This window comes from Xanthomonas arboricola pv. juglandis (assembly GCF_905367715.1).
Taxonomy (GTDB): Bacteria; Pseudomonadota; Gammaproteobacteria; order Xanthomonadales; family Xanthomonadaceae; genus Xanthomonas; species Xanthomonas arboricola.
Genome location: NZ_HG999362.1, coordinates 26,536 through 50,712 on the forward strand (window position 1 = coordinate 26,536; position 24,177 = coordinate 50,712).

18 protein-coding genes are annotated in these 24,177 nt (G+C 65.5%); 6 read left to right on the forward strand and 12 right to left on the reverse strand.

Going from position 1 to position 24,177, the window contains the following annotated elements:
* The first annotated feature begins 45 nt into the window (after positions 1-45).
* Positions 46-1,842 (forward strand): M28 family metallopeptidase, encoded by a 1,797-nt coding sequence (locus KHN93_RS00125; RefSeq protein ID WP_115510073.1) that lies wholly within the window; start codon positions 46-48, stop codon positions 1,840-1,842.
* Positions 1,843-2,203: 361 nt separating this feature from the next.
* On the opposite strand, the gene KHN93_RS00130 is transcribed toward KHN93_RS00125, so the two are convergent.
* From KHN93_RS00130 to KHN93_RS00145, 4 genes are all read right to left on the reverse strand, one after another.
* Positions 2,204-2,653, reverse strand: coding sequence for a PepSY domain-containing protein (locus tag KHN93_RS00130; RefSeq protein ID WP_211921407.1), 450 nt, complete (start codon positions 2,651-2,653; stop codon positions 2,204-2,206).
* Positions 2,654-2,982: 329 nt separating this feature from the next.
* Positions 2,983-4,044 (reverse strand): glycoside hydrolase family 5 protein, encoded by a 1,062-nt coding sequence (locus tag KHN93_RS00135; RefSeq protein ID WP_026064114.1) that lies wholly within the window; start codon positions 4,042-4,044, stop codon positions 2,983-2,985.
* A gap of 514 nt (positions 4,045-4,558) precedes the next feature.
* A complete protein-coding gene (locus tag KHN93_RS00140) occupies positions 4,559-5,548 on the reverse strand; it encodes a glycoside hydrolase family 5 protein (RefSeq protein WP_208409849.1) in 990 nt (329 codons plus the stop codon).
* A 793-nt stretch (positions 5,549-6,341) separates the two neighbouring features.
* Positions 6,342-7,415 carry a glycoside hydrolase family 5 protein gene (locus KHN93_RS00145; protein ID WP_039815629.1) on the reverse strand — a complete coding sequence of 358 codons (1,074 nt, stop codon included), beginning with the start codon at positions 7,413-7,415 and terminating at the stop codon, positions 6,342-6,344.
* Positions 7,416-7,724: 309 nt separating this feature from the next.
* Here KHN93_RS00145 and KHN93_RS00150 point away from each other — a divergent pair, with 309 nt between their 5' ends.
* On the forward strand, positions 7,725-8,783 hold the full coding sequence (locus KHN93_RS00150) for an NAD(P)-dependent alcohol dehydrogenase (RefSeq protein WP_039514696.1): 1,059 nt from the start codon (positions 7,725-7,727) through the stop codon (positions 8,781-8,783).
* A gap of 190 nt (positions 8,784-8,973) precedes the next feature.
* Here the strand turns inward: KHN93_RS00150 and KHN93_RS00155 are convergent, their stop codons facing one another.
* The 4 genes from KHN93_RS00155 to KHN93_RS00170 all read right to left on the reverse strand — a co-directional run bounded on the left by KHN93_RS00155 (position 8,974) and on the right by KHN93_RS00170 (position 17,397).
* The gene (locus KHN93_RS00155) at positions 8,974-10,059 is read right to left on the reverse strand and encodes an acyltransferase family protein (RefSeq protein ID WP_211921409.1); all 1,086 of its coding nucleotides are present in this window, start codon (positions 10,057-10,059) and stop codon (positions 8,974-8,976) included.
* A 682-nt stretch (positions 10,060-10,741) separates the two neighbouring features.
* On the reverse strand, positions 10,742-12,223 hold the full coding sequence (locus KHN93_RS00160; RefSeq protein ID WP_039514691.1) for an FAD-dependent oxidoreductase: 1,482 nt from the start codon (positions 12,221-12,223) through the stop codon (positions 10,742-10,744).
* A gap of 118 nt (positions 12,224-12,341) precedes the next feature.
* Complete coding sequence (gltB, locus tag KHN93_RS00165) at positions 12,342-16,814, reverse strand: glutamate synthase large subunit (RefSeq protein ID WP_211921412.1); 4,473 nt, start codon at positions 16,812-16,814, stop codon at positions 12,342-12,344.
* Positions 16,815-17,016: 202 nt separating this feature from the next.
* Entirely contained in the window at positions 17,017-17,397 is a 381-nt protein-coding gene (locus KHN93_RS00170; protein WP_016901590.1) for an I78 family peptidase inhibitor, read from the reverse strand.
* 58 nt (positions 17,398-17,455) lie between these two features.
* Here KHN93_RS00170 and KHN93_RS00175 point away from each other — a divergent pair, with 58 nt between their 5' ends.
* Positions 17,456-18,757, forward strand: a complete 1,302-nt coding sequence (locus KHN93_RS00175; RefSeq protein WP_212579563.1) for a DNA topoisomerase IB — start codon at positions 17,456-17,458, stop codon at positions 18,755-18,757.
* Positions 18,758-18,759: 2 nt separating this feature from the next.
* Here the strand turns inward: KHN93_RS00175 and KHN93_RS00180 are convergent, their stop codons facing one another.
* Positions 18,760-19,323 carry a class I SAM-dependent methyltransferase gene (locus tag KHN93_RS00180; RefSeq protein WP_244812170.1) on the reverse strand — a complete coding sequence of 188 codons (564 nt, stop codon included), beginning with the start codon at positions 19,321-19,323 and terminating at the stop codon, positions 18,760-18,762.
* Positions 19,324-19,564: 241 nt separating this feature from the next.
* On the opposite strand from KHN93_RS00180, the gene KHN93_RS00185 reads away from it, so the two are divergent.
* Positions 19,565-20,005: a hypothetical protein gene (locus tag KHN93_RS00185; RefSeq protein WP_211921416.1), complete on the forward strand. Its 441-nt coding sequence runs from the start codon at positions 19,565-19,567 to the stop codon at positions 20,003-20,005.
* A gap of 239 nt (positions 20,006-20,244) precedes the next feature.
* Here KHN93_RS00185 and KHN93_RS00190 read toward each other — a convergent pair whose 3' ends face one another.
* The 3 genes from KHN93_RS00190 to KHN93_RS00200 all read right to left on the reverse strand — a co-directional run bounded on the left by KHN93_RS00190 (position 20,245) and on the right by KHN93_RS00200 (position 21,993).
* The gene (locus KHN93_RS00190; protein ID WP_016901594.1) at positions 20,245-20,589 is read right to left on the reverse strand and encodes a hypothetical protein; all 345 of its coding nucleotides are present in this window, start codon (positions 20,587-20,589) and stop codon (positions 20,245-20,247) included.
* A 251-nt stretch (positions 20,590-20,840) separates the two neighbouring features.
* A complete protein-coding gene (locus KHN93_RS00195) occupies positions 20,841-21,485 on the reverse strand; it encodes an NADPH-dependent F420 reductase (protein WP_039518078.1) in 645 nt (214 codons plus the stop codon).
* 61 nt (positions 21,486-21,546) lie between these two features.
* Positions 21,547-21,993: an Rrf2 family transcriptional regulator gene (locus tag KHN93_RS00200; protein ID WP_065047661.1), complete on the reverse strand. Its 447-nt coding sequence runs from the start codon at positions 21,991-21,993 to the stop codon at positions 21,547-21,549.
* A 245-nt stretch (positions 21,994-22,238) separates the two neighbouring features.
* Between KHN93_RS00200 and KHN93_RS00205 the strand changes: the two genes are divergently transcribed.
* Both KHN93_RS00205 and KHN93_RS00210 read left to right on the forward strand, forming a co-directional pair.
* Positions 22,239-23,120 carry a pirin family protein gene (locus tag KHN93_RS00205; protein ID WP_211921418.1) on the forward strand — a complete coding sequence of 294 codons (882 nt, stop codon included), beginning with the start codon at positions 22,239-22,241 and terminating at the stop codon, positions 23,118-23,120.
* A 232-nt stretch (positions 23,121-23,352) separates the two neighbouring features.
* Positions 23,353-23,967 (forward strand): FMN-dependent NADH-azoreductase, encoded by a 615-nt coding sequence (locus KHN93_RS00210; protein WP_211921420.1) that lies wholly within the window; start codon positions 23,353-23,355, stop codon positions 23,965-23,967.
* Positions 23,968-24,177: the final 210 nt, after the last annotated feature.

Below are 24,177 nucleotides of genomic sequence, written 5' to 3' on the forward strand. Positions count from 1 at the left end.
CCCAGCGCCTAGAATCGGGGGACCTTCGCCGCACGAGGAGTCCCGATGCCCCGCAAGATCCTGTTGTGCCTGGCCGCGACGCTGGCCCTGGCCGGCTGCAAGCGTGAACCCGCCGATGCGCCGAGCGCGCCCGCCGCGCAGGCACCCGTCGGCAGCGCGCCCAGCACGCCGGCCAGTCGCCACGCCTTCTCGCCGGAGCTGACCAGCGGCGACTTTGCCGAGCTGGTCAAGACGCTGGCCTCGGACGAGTTCGAGGGACGCGGCCCCGGCACGCCGGGCGAGGAGAAGACCGTCACCTACATCCGCGACCAGATGCAGCGCATCGGCCTGCAGCCGGGCAACGGCGACAGCTGGTTCCAGGACGTGCCGATGGTGGAAACCACTGCCGATGCGGCCACCGCACCCAGCCTGCGCAGCGGCGAGCAGACCCGCACCCTGGCCTTCGGCACCGACATCGTGGTGGGCACCCGCACCGGCCAGGCCGAGGTCAAGCTGGACAACAGCGAGCTGGTGTTCGTCGGCTACGGCGTGGATGCGCCCGAACAGCAGTGGAACGATTACGCCGGCCAGGACTGGAAGGGCAAGACGGTGGTGATGTTCGTCAACGATCCCGGCTTCCACACCGGCGACGCCAAGCTGTTCGACGGCAAGCGCATGACTTACTACGGCCGCTGGACCTACAAGTTCGAGGAAGCCGCCCGCAAGGGTGCGGCCGCCGCGCTGATCGTGCACGACACCCCGGGCGCCAGCTACGGATGGGACGTGGTCAAGAACTCCTGGGCCGGCCCGCAATACGACCTGCCGGCCAAGGACGATCCCGATCCGCGCCTGCCGGTGCAGGGCTGGATCAGCGCCGAGACCGCCAAGCAGCTGTTCGCCAATGCCGGGCTGGATCTGGCGCAGGCCTACAAGGACGCCAGCAAGCGTGGCTTCAAGCCGGTGCCGTTGAAGGCCAGCTGGTCGGTGGACCTGAAGAGCACGATCGCGGAGAAATCCTCGCGCAACGTCGTCGGCGTGCTGCCTGGCACCAGCCATGCCGACGAGGCGGTGCTGTATATGGCGCACTGGGATCACCTGGGCAAACACCCGGGCGAGAGTGGCGACAACATCTATAACGGCGCGGTGGACAACGCCACCGGCGTGGCCGGCATTCTCGAGATTGCCGACGCGTTCGCGCATCAGGATCCCAAGCCGGCGCGGTCGGTGGTGTTCGTGGCGGTGACGCTGGAAGAATCCGGCCTGCTCGGTTCCAAGTACTACGTGGCCAACCCGAGTTTTCCGCTGGACAAGATTGCGGCGGTGATCAACCTGGATGCGATGTCGGTGGCCGGGCGCGCACGCGATGTCACCGTGGTGGGCATGGGCAGTTCGGAGCTGGAAGACATCCTCAAGCCCATCGCCGCGATGCAGGGCCGTACCCTGCATGCCGAAGCCACGCCGCAAAGCGGCTCGTATTTCCGCTCGGATCACTTCAATTTCGCCAAGGCCGGCGTTCCGGCGCTGTATGCCGATGGCGGCGAAGACCTGCGTGAGGGCGGTACTGCGGCCGGGCGCGCGGCCGCCGAAGACTATGGGCGCAATCGCTATCACGCCCCGGGCGACGAATACGATGCGGCCAGCTGGAAGCTCGATGGCACCATCGAAGACCTGCAGGCGGTGTATGGCGTGGGCAAGGAGGTGGCCGCCGGCCAGCGCTGGCCCAACTGGTATGCCGGCAACCCGTTCAAGGCTGCGCGCGATCGCATGATGGCCGGCAAGCCTGCTGCGGGTGCCGCGGCAGCGGCGCCTGACGCCGAAAAGGACGCCGCTGCCGAGGGCAAGAAGGCGGCGCCGGCGCGTTGAATGACGCCAGCACCGCATGCGATGTCATGCATCCGATGCATGGCGTCGCGATGCGGCCTGCAAGGTGCGCGGCAGCGCCGCGCGCGCGTATCGCGATCAACACAAAGGGCCTCCTGTTGGAGGCCCTTTGTGTTGGTTCGTCCTGATCGTGGCGGTTGCGGGCGAGGTCACGATCCGTGTCGATGCAGTGCATCGATGCGTCAGATCACGTGCCGCATCCAACTGAAGTATGTCTCTTGGTCGATGCTCTTCTGAGAGAGGATGCCACCGGCCTGGGAGAGGCTTTCAATCGTGCTGCCGACAACGCGTTGCCATCAACGCGGCGCATTGTCGGCGCGTCACCGACTCCGGGGTGCGTTGGTCAATCGTTATCCACACTCACCACGTGCCCGTCTTCCGGGTCGACATGCAGATCCACCTTCTGCCCACCGCGTTGCTCGGCATCGGCTTTCCACAAGCCGTCTTCGAACTTGAGGTCGTGCACGTTGGAATAGCCGCCGGTCGACAACGCGGCGCGGATATCGGCCTCGCTCAGTTTGGAGGTGGTCTGGTCGCCATACACGCGGCCGGTCACCGGATCGATACACACATCCACATCCTTGCCGTCGCCGCTGCGTGCGTCGGCGGTCCACACGCCATGTTCGAACTTGACGTCGTGCACCTTGGTATAGCCCTTGTCGGTCAGCATGCTGGTGACCTCGCGGGCGGTCAGCGCCTTGGCCGGCTTGTCGGCGGCGGCCTGCGCAAACGCGCCCTGTGCTGCCAATGCGAGTGCGCCGATCAGCGCGGTCTTCATCAGTCGATGTGCCATGTGATGCTCCTGCAGTGAAGTGCGCTCATGCTGGACGCGGCCTTATCGCTGCAAGGTGAATAGCCGTTAGAAGCGGGGGCAAGAGTTCAGTGAGCTCAAGCTTCGGTGATGATGCGCTCGGTGCGCACCTGATGTCGCAAGCACGTTCATCAACTGGTGTTTGCGGCGTTGCAGCGCAATGGGCGCGCAGTGTGCTTCAGAGCGACGTGAACATTGTCACCTCGAGACTGTCCTGTTCGGCCTGTCATCCAAAGATAGCCATTACAAAAGATGCAAAAAAAGCGAGCCGCCTTGCGGCGGCTCGCGTGACTCAACCCATCTACCTCAGATTACGGAATGGCGCGTGTGGCGCGCACCGCCTGCGGCGAGAGGATGGACATCTGCGGCTTGTCGGTGCCGTCCTTGTTGGGATGCACGCTGTACTGATAGCTGACATTCCACCACGAGCCGGCAGCCCACCAGGTCCAGCCCGACCAGACGTCTGCATTGGCATCGATATAGCGGAGCATGCCGCGCAGTGCTTCATTGCAGACGGGGTTGTTGGCGGTGCCGAATTCGCCCAGAAACCCGCGCCTGTGGTTGGTGCGCAGCCACTCAGTGAAACTACGCAGACGCTCGACACCGATGGTGGCACTGACGCAGACATTGGTGGTGCCGCTGGAATCGGCATCCAGGTATTGATGCACTTCGAACGCGTAGCGATTGAGCGGATCGTAGATCGAGACCAATGCGGTTGCGTTGGAATAGCCATCGTTGGTGGGCGAATACCAGCTGTGCGCACCGGTCCATAATGCGCCGGGCACCAGAATCAGGTTGTTCGCACCGGTGGCACGAATCGCATTGATGCCTGCCTGTGCAGTGGCAGCCCAGGCGCTGGCCGAGACGCCATTGGGCTCATTCATCAGCCCGAAGATCACCGCATTGTCGCTGGGAAACGCCAGCGCAAGGCGGCGCCACAAGTCGGCGAATGTGGCGATCGGCACTTCGTCGCCACCGATCTTGTAGCCGTAGTATTTGCCGTAATTGTGGATGTCCAGCACCAGATACATGCCCGATGCCTTGGCGCGTGCCACGGCTTGCTGCACCAGGGCCAGTTGGGTCGGATCCAGTTCACCGCGTGCACTGGGCTGCAGGCGTTCCCACAGCACCGGCAGGCGGATCGTGTTCATGCCGACGCCGGCGAAATAGGTGTAATCGCTGGCCGAGGCATACATATAGTCCTTATTGAGGACTCCGGGTTTTTTGGACGATGCGAATTCGGCGCCGGATAAATTGACGCCGGCATACGTCAGTGCGCGTGTTTGTGCGTAGACGGGTGCGAATGTGCCGAACAGAATGCAGAGCAGAGCGCAGCGGAAAACGGTGCGCAGCGTTTGAGAGACAGCAGACATAAAAACAACTCCTTCGACGACGGGGATGGTGTGTCGCAGCGGTTTGCGTGCGATCTGCGCGAGGTGCGCCACACCTGTCGTAACCAATGCATCTGCCGTGCCGAAATGCTCACCACATCGAATGTGAATTAAATGTGTAGGCTGGGTCGCAGTCACTTACCGCAAGGGTCACGTTCTGGAACAGCACGCTGTGACGCGCCGCGTTGCAAAGCGGTCGCGCACGCTTGTCGACACCGCCATCGCATGCATGGCGCTGTCGAAAAATCGGCGAATGGATGCGCTCGCCGTCAACGGTGCGACGTCGGATCACTGACGCTGCACCGCTGTTGCGCGCGCGCACGTAGCGAGCGCTAGAGCGCGCGCTACGTGCTGGCGTTTTATTGCGTGAGAACTGTGCTCACCGCGGCTGGGCGCGGCTGCTGCCTGGCATCGGCATGTACCGGGCGTACATGCCTGAGCTGGGTGTTTGCTGCGCAGCGTGCGACGGTTGCCCATCGCACGCTGCTTGCTCCGACTACTGGGTGATGCGTTTTGCGCGCGCGCTCAGGATCGACATCTGCGGCTTGTCGCTGCCCTGCGCATCGGGCTGCACGTTGAAGGGGTAGCTGCGGTTCCACCATGCGCCAGCGGCCCACCAGGTCCAGCCCACCCACACGTCGCGGTTGGTTTCCAGGTAGCCCAGCATGCCGTTGAGTGCGCTGTTGCAGGTGGCGTTGTTGCCGGTGCCGAACTCGCCGAGAAAGCCTTGCTTGTGATTCAGACGCAGCCATTGGGTGAAACTGCGCAGGCGGTCGGCACCGGCGGTGCTGCTGACACAGCCGGCGCTGGTGCCGCTGGAGTCCGTGTCCAGGTACTGATGCACTTCGATGGCGTAGCGATTGAGCGGGTCGCGAATGGAGGCCAGCGCCACTGCGTTGGACTGGCCGGCAACGGTGGAATACCAGCTGTGCGCGCCACTCCATAGCGCGCCGGGCACCAGGATCAGATTGTTGGCACCGGTCTTGCGGATGGTGTCGATCGATGCCTGCGCGGCATTGGCCCAGGACTGCGGATTGATGTCGTAAGGCTCGTTCATCAGCCCGAAGATCACGCTGTTGTCGTTCTTGAAGGCGATAGCCAGGCGTCGCCACAGATCGTTGAAGGTGCTGATCGGCACGCGCGCGCTGCCGATCTTGTTGCCGTAATACCTGGCGTAGTTGTGGATATCCAGGATCAGGTAAACCTTGGCGGCCTTCGCGTTGGCCACGGCCTGGCGGATCAGTGCCAGCTGCGCCGCATCCAGCTCGCCGCCGGCCTTGGGTTGCAGACGCTCCCACAAGATGGGCAGCCGGACGATGTTCATGTGTTTACCGGCGAAATAGCGGTAATCGCTGGCGGCCGGATACAGGTAGTCGACATTGAGCACCCCGGGCTTCTGCGAGGATTTGATTTCGGCACCGGAAAGATTGACGCCTGCGTACTTCAGGCGGTTCTGTGCATGTGCCAACGGCACACCTGCAAGCAGCACGATGACAAGCAGCAGCAATGACAACGCACGGCTGGACAGCCGGCGCGTCGGAGTGGGGGAGGGCAACATGGGTGACTCCTGAAACATTCGCGGGGGAGATGCATTGCCCTGGCGTGGACCTGCCACGTGCATGACGACACTGCATCGCGTTTCACCCTAAGCGCATCGAGACATTCAAACTACGAATGCGAGCTATCACTTAATTCGAGCTGTGAGCGACTTCGCAGTTATTGCCAAACATGCACATGCTTTGTTGTGGTAAAGCGACACCGCGTGGTCACTCGCGTTGCATGCCGGTTGCAATCTGCGCCGAATGGCTGCGGAAATACGCCGCATCCCGCATCGCTGGCCAGTTGTGGTGCGATCGCAACGCCGCAGGTTGCTGGCGTCGCACGCGCGGCAGCGATGCACATCGCAATTGCGACATGCGCCGCACTGCGCGGGAATTATCAGAACGCAACGCGCGGCGCAGCACGCGCAATCGCCACCGTGCTGCTGCGCGATCAACACGCATGCACATGCAAAGTCACCTGGTGCGGTCGCGGAACTTCGGCACTTGTCATGTGCAGCGCGCGATAGGTGTGGGCTGCGTCATGCTTTCCGCAGCCGGCAGCCAGTGCGCCTGCTGCAATAGGCAACTGCGATTGCGGCTGCGATGGATGCAGCACGCGGTCTGCAATCGTCGGTGGATGTCATTGGTGACGCGTGGCAGGACAGGGCGGATGGCGCGCAAAAAAAACGGTGGCCGCAGCAACCGCTGCGACCACCGTGATCGACCTTCCCGCGCGGTTTACTTGGTCGCGCGGCGGGCGTACTTGCTCAGAATCGACATCTGCGGCTTGTCGCTGCCGTCCTTGCCCGGCTGCACGGTGAAGAAATATTCCGGCTTCCACCATGCACCAGCGGCCCACCAGGTCCAGCCCAGCCACACGTCACTGTTCTTTTCCATGTAGGTCAGCATGCCTTCCAGCGCCTGGTCGCAGACCGGATTGTTGGCGGTGCCGAATTCGCCCAGAAAGCCCTTCTGCTTGTTCTCGCGCAGCCATGCGGTGAAGCCGCGCAGCTTTTCCTCGCCAACCGTGGCACTGGTGCACACCGGCTTGGTGCCGCTGTAGTCGTTGTCCAGATACTGGTGCGCTTCGAAGGCCAGGTTATTGCCCGGGTCCTTGAGAATCTCCAAGGCCTTGGCATTGGAGACGCCATAGTTGGAGCTGCGCCAGCTGTGCGCGCCGCTGTAGGCGGTACCCGGCACCAGGATCAGGTTCCTGGCGCCGGTCTTGCGGATCGCGTTGATCGCACCTTGCGCCGCGCTCGCCCAATCGGTGGCGGAAATGCCGTTGGGCTCATTCATCAGCCCGAAGATCACCGACTTGTCGTCCTTGAATTCGAGCGCCAGCCGGCGCCACAGATCCGCCACCGCGGCGGTGGGCACCTCGCTGCTGCCGATGCGCTTGCCGTTGTACTTGGCGTAGTTGTGCACATCCAGGATCAGGTACTGCTTGTTGGCCTTGGCCGCATCCACCGATTTCTTCAGCAGCGCCAGTTGCGCCGCATCCAGATCGCCGTTGAGCTGTGGCTGCAGGCGTTCCCACAGGAACGGCAGGCGAATCGTATTCATGCCCTTGCCGGCGAAATAACTGAAATCCGACGCGGCCGGATAGGTGTAGTCCTTGAACAGGGTGCCGGGCTTCTTGCGTGAGTTGAACTCGGCGCCGGACAGATTGACGCCGACATACTTCAGGCCGCTGGATTCCTTTCCAGGGCGCGCAGGCTCCTTGGCGTGCGCCAGCGGCAGTGCGGCCAGCAAGGTCAGTGCGAGTGCGGCACTGCGCAAGGATGGGAGGTTGGGGGGAGAGCGGAACATGGAAGCCTCCTTCGGCATCGACGTAGGCGGCCGCAGGGGGAGGGCACGGCCAGCAGGGATGGTGCAGGGCAGGATGGTGGTTGGTCAGCGTAGAAGCTCCGGCGTTAGCGCGCCATTCACGCCGGCAAACGCCGATTTGATCGTGCGCAAACACCTGCAGGGCGCACCATGCCGCTGCGGTCGCGTCCGCAACCCGGCAGGCAAGACGCACTGTCGCAGGAGTGCGACAGGCAGCTGTCTTAAGCTAGAGCCACCTATCTCTTTGTCTTCCGCACTGTCGCGGGGGACGTCACATCCTGGAGTCTCCCCATGAGCCAAGCCCACGCGTACGCCGCCCAAACTGCCGATCAGCCGCTTGCACCGTTCGTGTTCGAACGGCGCGCGCCAGGCCCCAACGATGTGCAGATCGATATCGCCTACTGCGGCGTATGTCACTCGGACCTGCATACCGCACGCAACGAATGGCACAACACGCGCTACCCGTCGGTGCCCGGCCACGAGATCGTCGGCCGCGTCACTGCGGTCGGCGATGCGGTCACCGGCTTCAAGGTCGGCGATCTGGCCGGCGTCGGCTGCATGGTCGACAGCTGCCGCAGCTGCGCGTCCTGTCAGGAAGGCGAAGAACAGTATTGCGAGCAGGGCTTCACTGGCACCTATAACGGCCCAATGTTCGGTGGCGGCGAGAACACCTACGGTGGCTATTCGGACCACATCGTGGTCGACCAGAAATACGTGCTGCGCATCTCGCACAGCGACAACCTGGCCGCAGTGGCGCCGCTGCTGTGCGCCGGCATCACCACGTATTCGCCGCTGGCGCACTGGAAGGTCGGTCCTGGTCAGAAGGTGGGCGTGGTCGGTCTGGGCGGCCTGGGCCACATGGCGGTGAAGATCGCCAAGGCGATGGGCGCCACCGTGGTGCTGTTCACCACCTCCGAGAGCAAGCGCGCCGATGCGCTGCGCCTGGGCGCCAGCGAAGTGGTGGTGTCCCGGGACGAGGCGCAGATGGCCGCACAGGCCAACACGCTGGATTTCATCCTCAACACCGTGGCCGCGCCGCACAACCTGGACCCGTTCCTCAATGCGCTCAAGCGCGACGGTGCGATGGTGCTGGTGGGCGTGCCCGAGGAATCGCATCCTTCGCCGAGCGTGTTCAATCTGGTGATGAAGCGCCGCACCCTGGCCGGTTCGTTGATCGGCGGCATCCGCCAGACCCAGGAAATGCTGGATTTCTGCGCCAAGCACAACATCGTCTCGGACATCGAAACCATCCGCGCCGACCAGATCAACGAGGCCTACGAGCGCATGCTCAAGAGCGACGTGAAGTACCGCTTCGTGATCGACATGGCCACGCTGGACAAGGCGGCCTGATCGCCTGGCCTGCAGCCCTGCCACGGGGCTGCAGGTCGGTTGCCGGCGCTACGGTCGGCCCAGGTGATGCGGCATGGAATGCATCACCTGAGGCTTGGAACGGTAGTGCATGGTCGTATGACCGCACGACATCAGCCGTACCCGCCGGATCGGCAGCGCCGCTGAGCGGCACTGCCGGCATGGACCCCCACTATGCGGACACTGGCGAGGCATGCAGCTTGCCGGCGACAGGCAAGCTGCGTGGGCGACGCACCGGCAGCGGTGCGGAGAACAGCAGATTCAGTGCGGGCAGGCGGCCCGGTACGCGCAGCAGGCATAGCACGGCCGGCGCCAGTACGCCGACACTCAACAAGGCGAAGAACAACACCGTCCCCTCGTCGATCCAGCGCGGCAGCAGGTAGGCCAGCACGATGAACGGCGGAAAGTGGCTCAGGTAGAACACCACCGAGTTGCGGCCCACATAGCGGATCGCCTGCGCGGCCGGTTGCCGGTTGGCCCACATTGCCGCGGTGATCAGCAGCGGTAGCGCGATCAGCACCAGCGGCAGGTAGCCGATCCAGATGCCGTGCAGCGCGGTGAGATTGGCGATCAGCACGATGGCGCACAGGCTCAGGCACGACAGTGGCCAGATCCAGCGCGGTGCCTGCCGTAGCAGGGCCGGCACCCGGCCGGCCAGCAGCGTGCCGATGTAGAAGAACGCAAAGTAGTAGAACGGATCGGCACCCTGGCGCAGCAGCGGCCCCAGGCAGACCGAGCCCAGCACGGTCGCGGCCAGGACCAACGGCGCCGGCAGCCGGCGCAGCAAGGGCATCAGTACCAGAAACACGAACAGGTAGAACAGGAACCAGGTCAGTGCCACGTTGCCGACCGCGATCTTGCCCAGGTCCAGCCAGGCGATGGGTTCGGCCTTGGCCAGCACCGAGCCGGCCTCGCGCAGGGCGAAGATCAGCACCGACCAGAGCAGGTAGGGATACAGCACGTACCGTAGCTTGCCGCCGAGGTAGGGCGCGATGCCCTTGTCCAGCCCCCGTGCTACGAACAGGCCCGAAAGCAGGAACATCAGTTGCATGCGCAGCGGTGCCAGCGAGCGGTTGAGGCGCTCGATCGACAGCATCAGTGCGCTGCTTTCTTCCGCAGCGCCGCCGCGCAGTTCCGGGTAGGCATCGAAGGCGAAGCCATAGGCGTGCAGCACGATCACCATCAACACGCTGGCACCGCGGAGCCAGTCCACCCAGTCGTCGCGTCCATGTTGGCCGGTAGTGAGTTGCTGTGTCATGAGGTTGCTTCCTTAGGTGAGGCCCACGGCTTCGCCGCCGCGGCGCGCGGCGACAGATGAATGAGGTCTGGAGTCCGCGGCGGCGGTGTTGCACGCACCGGGATGGGACCGACTGCCGTCATTGCCGAGCACATCCGCGTCGGCTCAGGGCGTCCTGCGCGTCGGGAGGTGGGTCGGCAGGATCGCGTTAGAGGGCGACAGCAGATATGTGACTTAAATCACACTTCGATAGTGGGTGCAATCGTCGAGGCTGCAGATCGCAGCGGGCCTGCGTGCATGCCGATGGCAGGCTCAAGCGTGCGTGCGAAAGGCTGCATGGCGGCTGGGCGCTTGCGTTTGCTGGCACTCCTGTCCGGCGCGCCGTGTGTCCAGCGAGGTGTCGATCGCGGAGGAGGCGTGCGTGTGTACTCGCGTCCTCCGGGTCGGACAAGCCACGACCCTGCGATGCGATATCGGCGTTGCGCCACGAGGCGTCTGGCCTGCGTGGCAGGCAGGTGGAGCTCTGGGTCATGAGTCAGGCGAGAGTCTGGTCGCCTACAGGAGCGTTCTCCGCACGGTGGGTCGCGGTGGATGCGCTGCATCGAGTAGCGTCATGCGGCCTGGCCGCCAACGCAGCGTGCGGGCTGCCCGCACGCGAGCCGGTAACCAGCGGTGGGCGCCGAGCCCACGCACTGGTCGGCACTCAGGCGGCAGCCGGTTCCTTGACCTGCGCCTTGACGCCCAGCAGCTGCACGATGCTGCCGGCCGCATCGCGGCCTTCGGCCACCGCGGTGACCACCAGGTCGGCGCCGCGCACACAGTCGCCACCGGCGAACAGGCGCGGATTGCTGGTCTGGTAGGGCAGGCGGCCATTGTCGTCGGCCGGTGCGACGATGCGGCCGTTGCTGCCGGCTTCCACGCCCTGCGCTGCCAGCCAGTCGGGCAGGGTCGGCGAGAAACCGAAGGCGATGATCACCACGTCCGCTTCCAGCAGCGATTCGCTGCCTTCCACCGGTACCGCGTTGCGCCGCCCGCTGGCATCGGGCTCGCCGAGCCGGGTTTCCACCACGGTCACGCCGATCGCCTCGTCGTCGGCGCCGGATTCGATCGACAGCGGCTGACGGTTGAACAAAAAGCGCACGCCTTCCTCGCGCGCGTTGGCGACCTCGCGTGCCGAGCCCGGCATGCTGGCCTCGTCGCGCCGGTACGCGCAGGTGACCTTGGCCGCACCCAGGCGGATGGCGCTACGCACGCAGTCCATGCCGGTGTCGCCGCCGCCCAGCACCACCACGCGCTTGCCGTTGAGATCGGGTAGCGCCATCTGGTCTTCCCAGCCGGCGATCGGCCGGCCGTGCGGGTCGTTGCCGCTGACGATGCGGCTGTTCTGCACCAGGAACGGCAATGCCGGCAGCACGTTCTTCAGGTCCTGCCCGGGCAGCCCGCCATCGGTGTAACGGTAGGCACCGGTGCCCAGGAACACCGCATCGAACTCGCCCAGCAACTGCTCGATGCTGACGTCCTTGCCGATCTCCACGCCCAGACGGAACTGCACGCCCATGCCTTCGAGGATCTCGCGGCGCTTGCCGATCACCGACTTGTCCAGCTTGAAGCTGGGAATGCCGAACTGCAGCAGCCCGCCGATCTGCTCGTAGCGGTCGTAGACCACTGCCTCGATGCCGGCACGCACCAGGCGGTCCGCGCAGGACAGGCCGGCCGGGCCGGCGCCGATCACCGCCACCCGCCAGCCGCTCGGCTGCACGTTGCCCAGGTCCGGGCGCCAGCCCATCTTGAAGGCGGTATCGACGATGTATTTTTCCACCGCGCCGATGGTGACCGCGCCGAATTCCTCCAGCGTGCAGCTGCCTTCGCACAGGCGGTCCTGCGGACACACCCGCCCGCACACTTCCGGCAGCGGATTGGTGGAGTGGCACAGCGCGGCGGCTTCTTCGATGCGGTTTTCCTGCACCAGCTGCAGCCACTGCGGGATCGCGTTGTGCACCGGGCATTTCCAGCTGCAGTACGGATTGCCGCAGTCCAGGCAACGGCCGGACTGGTACTGCGCGTCGGCCTTGTCGAACTTGCCGTACAGCTCGCCCCAGTCACCGGACGTACGCAGCTCCACCGGAATGCGCGTGGGCATGGTCCGGGGCAGGTCGAGGAATTGGAAGGCTTGCTTGCGGCTCATAGGGCTGGAATCGAGAATGGGGAATGGGGAATCGCAACGGCGGTTCTGCGAGACGGGAGTGGAGCCGACGAACCGGGCTTTTCACCATTCCCGATTCCCGATTCACCAATCCCGTCACTCAGGCGGCACGCCTGAGTGACTCTGTCAGCGACTCGATGCTGGCGGCCTTGGGTTTGACCAGCCAGAACTTGCCGATGTAGTCGCGGAACTCGTCCAGGATCTGCTGCGCCCAGATGCTGCCGGTCAGCTCGCGGTGGCGGCTGATCAGGGTGTGCAGGTGCTGGCGATGGTTCTCGAAGCCCTCGGCGGAGACGCGGTGGATGTCGATCAGCTCGTGGTTGTAGCGGTCCACGAAGTCGCGTTCGATATCCAGCACGTAGGCCAGCCCGCCGGTGAAGCCGGCGCCGAAGTTCAGGCCCACCTTGCCCAGCACCAGCACCACACCGTCGGTCATGTACTCGCAGCAGTGGTCGCCTGCGCCTTCCACCACCGCCAGTGCGCCGGAGTTGCGTACTGCAAAGCGCTCGCCGGCGCGGCCAGCCGCGAACAGCTCGCCGCCGGTGGCGCCGTACAGGCAGGTGTTGCCCACGATCGGCGTGCTGCGCGCCTCGAAGCGCGCCCCGCGCGGCGGGCGCACCACCAGCCGGCCGCCGGCCATGCCCTTGCCGACGTAGTCGTTGGCTTCGCCTTCCAGCTCCAGCTGCAGGCCACCGGCGTTGAACGCGCCGAAGCTCTGCCCGGCGGTGCCGCGGAAGCGCAGGTTCAACGGCGCATCGCTCATGCCGTGGTTGCCGTGCACGCGCGCGATGGCGCCGGACAGGCGCGCGCCGATCGAGCGGTCGGTGTTGTGGATCAGGAAGCGATGGTCGCCGCCGCGCTTGTTGGCGATCGCATCGGCGAGCAGGCCGTCCATCTGCGTGGCCAGGCTGTCGGGCGATTCGTACAGGCGCTGGGCGGCGCAGTGGCTGCCGTCGTAACGCGCATGCGTCAGCAGGCGCGACAGGTCGACCTTGACCCCGGCACGCGGGGAGACCTCCAGCTGTTCGAGCAGGTCGGTGCGGCCGACTATATCGTCCAGCGAGCGCACGCCCAGGTAGGACAGCCACTGGCGCACCTCTTCGGCCAGCAGGCGGAAGAAGTGCTCCACGCGCTCGGGCAGGCCGGTGAAGTAGTTCGCGCGCAGGCGCTCGTCCTGGGTGGCCACGCCGGTGGCGCAGTTGTTGAGGTGGCAGATGCGCAGGTACTTGCAGCCCAGCACGATCATCGGCGCGGTGCCGAAGCCGAAGCTGTCGGCGCCCAGCAACGCGGCCTTGACCACGTCCAGGCCGGTCTTCAGGCCGCCGTCGGTCTGCAGGATGGTGCGCTCGCGCAGGTCGTTGGCCACCAGCGCCTGGTGCGACTCGGCCACGCCCAGTTCCCACGGCACGCCGGCATAGCGGATCGAGCTGACCGGGCTGGCGCCGGTGCCGCCGTCGTGGCCGGACACGGTGATCAGGTCGGCGCCGGCCTTGACCACGCCGGCGGCAATGGTGCCGACGCCGGCATGGGCCACCAGCTTCACCGACACCAGCGCGGTCGGGTTGACCTGCTTGAGGTCGTAGATCAGCTGGGCCAGATCCTCGATCGAATAGATGTCGTGGTGCGGCGGCGGGCTGATCAGGCCGATGCCGGGCTTGGCGTAGCGCAACCGCGCGATCAGCTCGTTGACCTTGTGGCCGGGCAGCTGGCCGCCTTCGCCGGGCTTGGCGCCCTGGGCAACCTTGATCTGCAGCACTTCTGCGTTGACCAGGTATTCGGGGGTCACGCCGAAGCGGCCGGAGGCCACCTGCTTGATCTTGGAGCGCTTCTCGGTGCCATAGCGGGCCGGGTCTTCGCCGCCTTCGCCGGAGTTACTGCGCCCGCCCAGGCGGTTCATGGCGATGGCCAGCGCCTCATGCGCTTCGGGCGACAACGCGCCCAGGCTGATCGCGGCGGTATCGAAGCGACGCAACACATCTTCGGCCGGGGCCACCTCGTCCAACGGTGTCGGGGTGTCGGCACGCTTGAGCTGGACCAGATCGCGCAGCGTGGAGGCCGGGCGCGAATGCACCGCGTCGACGTACTTCTGCCAGTCGCCAGCATCGCCGGTGCGGGTGGCGCGCTGCAGCGTCATGACCACGTCGGGGTTGTACATGTGGTACTCGCCGCCGTGCACGTACTTGAGCAGGCCGCCCACTTCCGGCTTGAGCTGGTCGTTCCAGGCGCGTGCGGTGAGCTCGCGCGCCTCGGTATCCAGCCGTGACAGGCCCACGCCGCCGATGCGTGCGGGCGTCTCGGCAAAGCACAGCTCCACCACGTCCGGATCCAGCCCGACGATCTCGAACAACTGCGCGCCGCGGTAGCTGGCGATGGTGCAGATGCCCATCTTGGAGATGATCTTGGACAGGCCCTTGTAGATGCCCTTGCGGTAGCGGCGGCCGATCTGCGACTGCTCGCCGCCCTTGCTCAGCTGCAGGATGCCGCGCCGGCCCAGGTCGAACAGCGTCTGGTAGGCCAGGTACGGATACACCGCAGTGGCGCCGAAGCCGAGCAGGCAGGCCATGTGGTGCGCATCACGCGCGGTGCCGGTTTCGATGATCAGGTTGACGTCGCAGCGCAGGCCCACCTTGCACAGGTGGTGGTGCACCGCACCGGTGGCCAGCAGCGCATGCGCCATCGGCCGGTCCGGGACCGGGTAACGGTCCGACAGCAGCAGCATGACGGCGCCGGCGCGCGCGGCCGCTTCCACTTCCTGGCAGATGCGTTCCAGGCCGGCCTTGAGGCCTTCCTCCACGCTGTAGGACAGGTCGATCAGGCGGTTGCGCTCGACGTACTGCTCCATCTTCAGCAGCTGGCGCAGCTTGCGCTGGCTGAGCACCGGCGAGTTGAGGATGACGTGGTTCACCGTCTCCGCGCCGGCGTGGAAGATGTTGGTCTCCTTGCCGAGCTGGGTGGTGAGCGACATCGCGATGCCTTCGCGCAGCGGGTCGATCGGCGGGTTGGTGACCTGCGCGAAGGCCTGGCGGAAGTAGTCGTACAGCGGCCGGGTTTGGCGGCTGAGCACCGCCATCGGGGTGTCGTCACCCATCGAGCCGGTGGCTTCCTGCTCGGTCTCGGCCAGCGGGCGCAGGATCTGCTCCACTTCCTCGGTGCTGAGCTGGAACAGCTTGTGGTAGCTGCGCAGGGTCTGCTCGCTGAAGGGTTCTTCCACCAGCGAGGGGTCGATCAGTTCGGTCTGCAGATAGGTCACGCCCTGCTGCAGCCATTGCTTGTACGGCGCGCGCGCACGGTTGATGCGGTCGATGGCGTCCGAGTCCAGCAGGTCGCCGCGCTTGAGATCGATCGCCATCATCTCGCCCGGGCCGAGCTTGCCCTTGCGGGTGATGCGCTCGGCCGGCAGTTCCCACACGCCGGCCTCGGAGGCCACCAGGAAATGGCGGTCGGAGGTCAACATCCAGCGCGCCGGGCGCAGGCCGTTGCGGTCGAGCATGCAGGCGGCATAGCGGCCGTCGCAGGCGACGATGCCGGCCGGGCCGTCCCACGGCTCGGTGTTGAGGCCGTAGAACTCGTAAAACGCGGCCAGGTCGGCGTCCTTGAACTCCAGCGACTGGGTCGCCGGCGGCACCAGGATGCGCAGCGCCTGCAGCAGGTCCATGCCACCGGCGATCAGCAGCTCGAGCATGTTGTCCAGGCTCTGCGAGTCCGAGCCGTGCATGGAGATCACCGGGTCGAACTCGGCGATGTCGAAACGCGGGGTCTGCCACACCTTGCTGCGCGCCTGCGCCCAGCGGCGGTTGCCTTCGATGGTGTTGATCTCGCCGTTGTGGGCGAGCAGGCGGAACGGATGCGCCAGCGGCCAGCGCGGCAGCGTGTTGGTGGAAAAGCGCTGGTGAAAGACGATCGCGCTGGAGGACAGGTCGCTGCGCTGCAGGTCCGGGTAGAACGTGCTCAGCTTGTCCGGCAGCACCATGCCCTTGTAGCTGATGCCGTTGGGCGAGAGCGTGGTGATGTAGAAGTTTTCCACCTCGCGCAGCGCCTGCTCGGCGCGGCGGCGCGCCAGGAACAGCGCCAGGGTGAAGCCGTCTTCGCTCTGCTCGGCGCCGGCATCGACGAATACCTGTTCGATGCGCGGCAAGGTGTCGCGTGCCAGCTGGCCACAGACGCTGTCGTCGGTGGGCACCACGCGCCAGCCGCGGAACTGCACGCCGGCGCTGTGCAACTGGGCTTCCAGTTCGGTGCGACAGCGTGCGGCATCGGCTTCGTCCAGCGGCAGGAACACCACACCGGCCGCGTAACGCGTGCCCAGGGGGATGCCGGCATCGCGCGCCAGCCCGCGCAGAAACGCATCGGGTTTGCGGATCAGCAGGCCGCAGCCATCGCCGGTGAGGCCGTCGGCCGCCACGCCGCCGCGGTGGGTCATGCGCGAGAGCGCCGCAATTGCGGTGTCCACCAGTGAGCGGGAAGGTTGGTCGTCCAACTGGGCGACCATGCCAAAACCACAGGCGTCGCGCTCATCGCGCACGCTGTTGTAGAGACCGTAGTCGTTGAGCCCTTGGCGAGTGCGGGGGGCCATGTCTGCCTCTTTGCGATCTGGGAGAGCGGCGACGACGTTGCAGCGCTCGATCCGTGGAGCGTTTCGAAGAGGTCACCGGATGATCGACTAGACCACAGTTGATGCGGTGCCGCAATACACCGTTACAGCTGCAACGAGGGCGGCCGCAAGGCCTTGTGCCAGCTGGCTCGGCGCCTGTTCGCCAACAGGCGCCAACCGGTACTTAGCCGCAACGCACCGAGGCGATCACGTTCTTGGCATCCACTTCCAGATTGAGCCGCTCGCCGTTGAACTCCATCGTGGTCATCTGGCCGGGCTTGAGCACGCGCACCGACTTGGCGCCGGCATCGGTGCGGGCCTGGTCGCTCACCGCATCGGTCAGCGCCTGGCCCACCAGCGATTGCACCTGGGTGGCATCGCAGCTGCCGATCGGCGGCGCTTCGGGCGCGGCGGCCGGTGCCGGTGCGGCGGCTTGTTCGGCGGCTTGCTGCGCCTTGGCGGAGACGGCTTCCTGCTCGTCCGGTTGCGGCGAACCGCAGGCAGTCAATGCCGCCAGCACGACCAGGGTACAGGCCAGACGGGCGGTAGGCAGGACAGCGCGCATCAATGACTCCAGCACAGTAGGGGAAGCCCAAGCATAAGCAGAAAACCTGCTCGCGGGCATCGCTTGCCCACATGGCGTTGTCGCAGCGTTGACGCGGCCTAGTCCTGCCCGGCTCAACAATCGGCGCCTGTCCTTCGATCCGTGCGCAATGAAAGCCAAACGTGTTCTTCGCAATGCCGCCGCCACCGCCACCGCCGCCGGCAAGCTGGCCACCGTTGCCGCCGGCGCGGTAGCTGCCACTGCTGCGGTGGCGAGCGTGGCCGCGGTTGCACAGGCCAAGGCCACCGCGCGCGCGGCCGGGCTCACCTACGTCAACGATCAACAGCCCGGCATCAGCCGCCGCAAGGCCGGCAAGAGCTTCAGTTACCGCAGCGCGGATGGACAGCGCGTGGCCGATGCCGACACCTTGCAGCGCATCCGCGCGCTGGCGATTCCGCCGGCATATACCGAGGTGTGGATCTGTGCCAAGCCCAACGGCCATCTGCAGGCCACCGGCCGCGATGCGCGCAGGCGCAAGCAGTACCGCTACCACGCCGATTGGGCGCAGGTGCGCGGCGAGGGCAAGTTTGAACGGGTGATCGCCTTCGGCCAGGCGCTGCCCAAGTTGCGTCGCAGGCTACGCCGCGATCTGGTCTTGCCGGGATTTCCGCGCGAGAAGGTGCTGGCGATCGTGGTGGCGTTGCTGGCCGACACGCTGGTGCGCGTGGGCAATGCCGAATATGCGCGCAGCAATCGTTCCTACGGGCTAACCACGTTGCGCAACCGGCACATGGAATTCCTGCGCGGCGGACGTGCGCGGCTCAAATTCCGCGGCAAGAGCGGCCAGGATCACGATATCGAGGTGGATGACAAGCAACTGGTCAAACTGATCCGCGAATGCCAGCAATTGCCGGGGCAATCGCTGTTCCAGTACCGCGATGATGACGGCCAGCTGCAGCCGGTGGACTCGGGCGAGGTCAACGACTACCTGCGCGAGGCGATGGGCGAGGATTTCACCGCCAAGGATTTCCGTACCTGGGGCGGCACGCTGGCGGCATTGCAACGTCTGGCACGTTTGCCGCTGCCCGAGCGCATGAGCGAACGCGCGCTGACCCAGGTGCAGAATGATGTCATCCGCGAAGTGGCCGATGCGCTGGGCAATACACCCTCGGTGTGTCGCAAGGCCTACATCGACCCGTGCGTCTTCGAAGGCTGGCGCGCCGGTCAGTTGCAGGCCATGGCCACCGGCGTGCGCGGCGAGCGCCAATGGGAGGCGGCGACGCTACGCTTTCTGACCGACTCGCGCAGCAAGCCACGCAAGACCAGCAGCAAACCGCGCAAGGCGGCCGGGCCGAGCCTGCGCCGTGCAAAATCTGCCTGAGGCTATGCTGCGCATGCGCGACGTTGGATGCGATAGGTCGTCGCAGGCGGAACGTTTCGATACGTGCGCCCGATCCTGACCGCTTCCAGGTTGAGCGCGTCGAGGATCTGTGCCGGAACCGAGCACCTGATTCCGTAGGTAAACAGATACAGCCGGCCACCAGGCTTCAACTGCATGAAGGCGCCACGCAAGATTGCAGCCACCTGATGCGCCGGCATGTTCAACAAGCCAAGGCCGCAGACCACGGCATCGACGCATGCCCCATCGATGCGCGGGACCGATTCAAGCTGGGCAACATCCATCTGCAGCAGTCTTGCACGCGGAAAGCGCTGTTTGAGCAGCGCAGAAAAGGTGGCGTTGTACTCGAGCAGGGTGAGGTTGTTTTCCTGCACGCCCTTGTCGATCATTGCCTGGGTGAACACACCGGTGCCCGGCCCGAGTTCGAGGACACGGCCAGTACGTTCCGACAACTCGGAAGTGATGATGGAAGCGAGTGCGCGTCCGGAGGGGAGTATCGCGGCAACGGAGCAGGGTGCGGTAAGCCATTCGCGAAAAAACGACGTCATATACGAACGAGCCATCTATCCTCACAACATTGAAAGAGTTCGTTCAAGCAACATCTGCGCACATCGACGCAGACGCGCGATTGTGCGGAAAACAAGGCTAAAGCAAGACGCTGTCCGTAGTCGGTCCTCGCTGCGATTCGGCCACGAGAGTTCAGGTTCTTATCAGTATTGGCACCTTGGCAATGCCATGTTGGCGCTGCAATGCAGTGCCATCAACGAGCAATTTTCTGAGTGATTGCTGATGCAGGCGATCACCGAATGCGATGCGCGGCGCGTGCTCAACGCCTGCGTCGCACAGGCGAGCGACAGGCAAACCGCATTATGGATGCAGCAACGCGTCAATCGGCTGGAAGCTGCGCACCAACGGCAGCGGCGATGGCGCGCCGCAACCTGTAACGCGCACTTGGACAACCGGCAGATCACGCTTGGTGTGTCGAAGCCCGAGCGCATCCAAGCGCTCTGCATTCGTTGTCCAACCCACGCGTGCAATCGCACTACGGTTGGCGCCGTTATCCAGCGTGGAGGATTGGCAATGGAAAGCGGGACGAGCGACATCAGCCGTTACGACCGGCCGTGCGATGTCACGCCGAGCGCCGATCCTGGCGAATTGCAATGGCGCGCGGCGTTGGTGCTGTCCAACGCGGATGCCTGTGTCCAGCATCTACCGGCGGACGTGCTTTGATCCGCTCGACGGTGATAAACACCGTGCCGACGGCGCGGCATGGTGCCGTTGGCATCGGGGCCAGGCCGACGGCATTTTCTGCGAGCCCGTGGAGATTGAGCCGAGCAGCGCGCTGGTCTGTCCGCCAGCGCGATCTCTGGTCATGGTCCCGGCGGCAGCAGGCAACGTGGCACGTGCCTGCTGCACACGTCACCGTCCCTGGGACGGCGACGCGGATGCGCCGGTGCCAGCGGCTCCGCTCAGCCGCAGTAGATCGCGGTGATATTGTTGTTCGGGCCGGTCTCGACGGTGAGGTGATCGCCGCCGCTTTCGCTGGCGCCCTGGGCCGGGTCGGCCAGGCCGCTGGCAGTGGTGCCGCCGGTGGCGCGCTCGCCGCGGCGCACGCTGACCTGCAGGCTGTCGCTGTCCACGCGCGCACGTTCGATGGTCTGCGCCGCCGCGGCCAGGCCGACCGCGCCGCGCACCTTGTCGATATGGCACTGGCCGGAGATGGCCCCGTCGATGGGCTGCACCTGCGCGACCTGGTTGGAGGCACAGGCCGAGAGCAACAACACGGCAGCGAGCGGGGCGAGGGTGCGGATCATGGGAGATCTCCAGGGGAAGAATGGCCGCAAGCGTGAAGGTCTTGTTGTTGGTGTGGCATGAAGGCCGCGAACAGAAAGCGGCCCGCGGGCGGGCTTGCATCCTTCACATGACGTGGCAGCAGGTCCGATGACCGCAACGGGGCGTCGCTTTAGCGACGCCCCGCCGGCATTGGGTGACCGCTGCCCTTGCGCACAGACGCACAGGAAGCGTGGGTGCCATTCGCCAATCCCCAATCCCCAATCCCAGCCCCTCAGAGCTTGACGAAACTCGCCACCGACAACGGGCCGAACGGCAACTCGAACAACGGGCCGCCGGTGGCGAGCGGGCCCAGGTCGACGCTGGCCAATTCCAGTTGCGCGAGCAACTGGGCGACCTGCGCCTTGGCATCGGCGTCGTCGCCGGCGATGAAGAACACCCGCTTGCCTTCAGTCACCTCCAGCTTGCCGAGCAGCTGCGAGTCCAGATGGTTGAAGGCCTTTACCACGCGCGCACCCGGCACCAGCTCGGCGAACACCTGGCTGGAGGGGCGGCCGCCGGTGTCGATCGCCTTCAGCCCATAGGCGCCGATCGGGTTAGCGGGGTCGGTGGCTTCCGGCGAGTCGGGGGCGACGTCCATCAAGGCGTTGTTGCTGTCGATGACGATGCGGCCGTTCCAGTCGGGCAGCCCGGCCAGCGCAGCCGGCAGGCCATGCCAGCGCACCGCCACCAGCACGATATCGGCCTGTGCCGCCTCGGCCGCAGTGACTGGCGTGATCGATGGGCCAAGCTCGGCCGCCAAGGCCTGCAGAGATTCCGGGCCGCGGCTGTTGGAGATCAGCGCGGGGATGTTCCGGCTGGCCAGAAGACGGGCGAAACCACTGCCGATAGCGCCTGCGCCGATGATGCCAATACTCATGGTGTTACTCCTGATGTATGTCGCCGACATGGCGACATTTAAACTGAAATGCAGGGTGGGGTTACCACTGCAGCGGGATACTGAACTTGCCCAGCCGCGCGACGTCTGCAGCCAGTTGCGCCACGCTGACGCCGGCCAGTTCCTGTTCCATCGCCTGCCGCGCGCGTTCCAGCGCTGGCTGCAATGCCTGCAGAATGTTGCCGCCCACTGCGCAGGCCTCGCACGGCGGCGTGCGGTGCAGGGCGAACAGTTCGGTGTTTTCCACCGCGCGGTAGACCTCCAACAGACTGATGTCCTCGGCCGGGCGCGCCAGCAGGGCGCCGCCGCCGGCACCGAGCTGGGAGCTGGTGAGCCCGGCGGCAGTCAGCCGCGACAGCAGGCCGCGGATCACCACTGCGCCGGTGTTGGCGCTATAGGCCAGGTCTTCCGAGCGCATTGGCTTGCCGCCACTGACGGCCAGGGCAGTCAGGGTATGGGCGGCAACGGCGAAGCGGGTGCTGGTTGGCATGGTAATCTAGTCGATGTGTTGACGACACGGTTACATTAAAGTCCAGGTCTGTCAACTTTTTTGACGTTACCGATCATGCGTCGTCGGGTCCTGTCTGTATTGATGCGTCGCTATACCGGTAGCGAGATTACTTCCAGATCTGGACGACTCCACTACAAATCTTCCGGCTAGTCCGTCAATGGCCGCGTCTCTACTCTTTGCTCACCGGGGCAGCGCGCCCCACCGCCACCGCAAAGGGATCTGTCATGTACGCACAACTGGCCACCGCCTACACCGCTGGGCCGCAGCGCGAGAGCAGCGTGCAGGCCGCGCCACGCCCGGTGGTGTTCCGTACCGGTGGCACCACCCGCGGCCCGATCACCCGGCTGATGAGCCCGGGCGACCTGGGCCAGCTGGTCAAGCCGTTCGTGTTCCTGGACCTGTTCACCGTCAAGCCGTCGATCGGCGGTGCGCCGATGGGGATGCACCCGCATTCGGGCATCGCCACGCTGACCTACCTGATGGACGGCGAAGTCGGTTACGAAGACAGCACCGGCCAGCAGGGCACCTTGCCCACCGGCGGGGTGGAATGGATGCGCGCCGGCAATGGCGTCTGGCACGACGGCGTGCCGGTCGGCCAATCCTCGGCAAAGGGCTTCCAGCTGTGGGTCGCCTTGCCCGCCGCCTTGGAAAACGCCACGGCGCAGAGCCTGTATCTGTCGCCCGACGATGTGCCGGTGGACGGCCCGGTGCGCGTGCTGCTGGGTCGCTACGGCGCACTGGAAAGCAAAATCCCGGCACCGTCCGACATGACCTACCTGAGCGTGCAGCTACGTGACGGTGAGACCTGGCGCTATGTGCCGCCGGCCGGCCATGAGGTGGCCTGGATCGCGGTGCACGGCGGGCAGCTGGAAGCGGCCGACACCATCGGCAGCGGGCAGATGGCGGTGTTCCAGGACGCCGAGCAGGCCATCGAGGTGCTGGCGGTGGGTGCGACCTCCTTCGTGCTGGGCTCGGCGGTCAAGCATCCACACGAACTGGTGATGGGCCACTACTCGGTGCATACCAGCAAGGCCGCACTGGCGCAGGGCGAGGCGGAAATCCGCCGCATCGGCGAACAGCTGCGTGCGCGGGGCCGCCTGGCCTGAGTCGGGCGCCACCGGCAGCCGAGGCATGGCTGCCGCGTGGCCGGCACACAGCACGCGGATTGCCCGGCATACCAGCGCGCGACAGAGACTTCCGGGCGCAGTACGCCTTCCAACCAGCACGCCTTACCGGCTCCTCATCTTCAACCACCAGTTCCACCACGTCGCTGCGGGTGCGCTTGCGCCACGCGCCGCCGAACTCTCACACCCCATACTTTTTTACAAAGGCACTGACATGAAACTGCTCCATCTCGATTCCAGCATCCTCGGCGCTTATTCGGTCAGCCGTCAGCTCTCGGCGGCCACCGTTGCAAAATTGCAGTCCGGCAACAGCGATATCGCCGTGACCTACCGCGACCTGGCTGCCGAGCCGCTGGCGCACCTGTCCGGCGCGCATCTGGCGGCGCAGCAGAACCCCACCGGCGACCAGAGCCCGGCACTGGCCGCCGAGCTGGCCATCAGTGCGACGGTGCTGCAGGAGTTTTTGGATGCGGACACCGTGGTGATCGGCGTGGCGCTGTACAACTTCACCATCCCGACCCAGCTCAAGGCCTGGATCGATCGGGTGCTGGTGGGCGGCAAGACCTTCCGCTACAACGCGCAGGGCGTGCCCGAAGGGCTGGCCGGCAACAAGCGCGTGATTCTGCTGGTGGCGCGTGGCGGCTTCTATGGCGCCGGCTCGCCGATGGCATCGCTGGAGCATGCCGAGACCTATATGCGCACGGCGCTGGGGTTCATCGGTGTGCACAACCCGGAAGTGATCGTTGCCGAAGGTCTGGCTACCGGCGCAGACGCACGCCAGGCGGGTATCGCCAGCGCCCAGCAGCAGATCGATGGGCTTGCTGCCTGAGCGGGGTAGCGCGTGACGCTTGTCCGCCGGCATCGCCTGCGGCGGCGATCAAGCCACCCAATGCCCGGCGCTGATCTTTCAACCGTGGTGACACTGCATCAAGCGGACAGCGTGCCGCTCGATGCAGTGCGTTGCCCGCGTGGCGGGGCGCCAACAGCGCTTCAAAGGATGTCGGCGCTGATGCTGCATCGATGGGGGCGTTGCAACCGC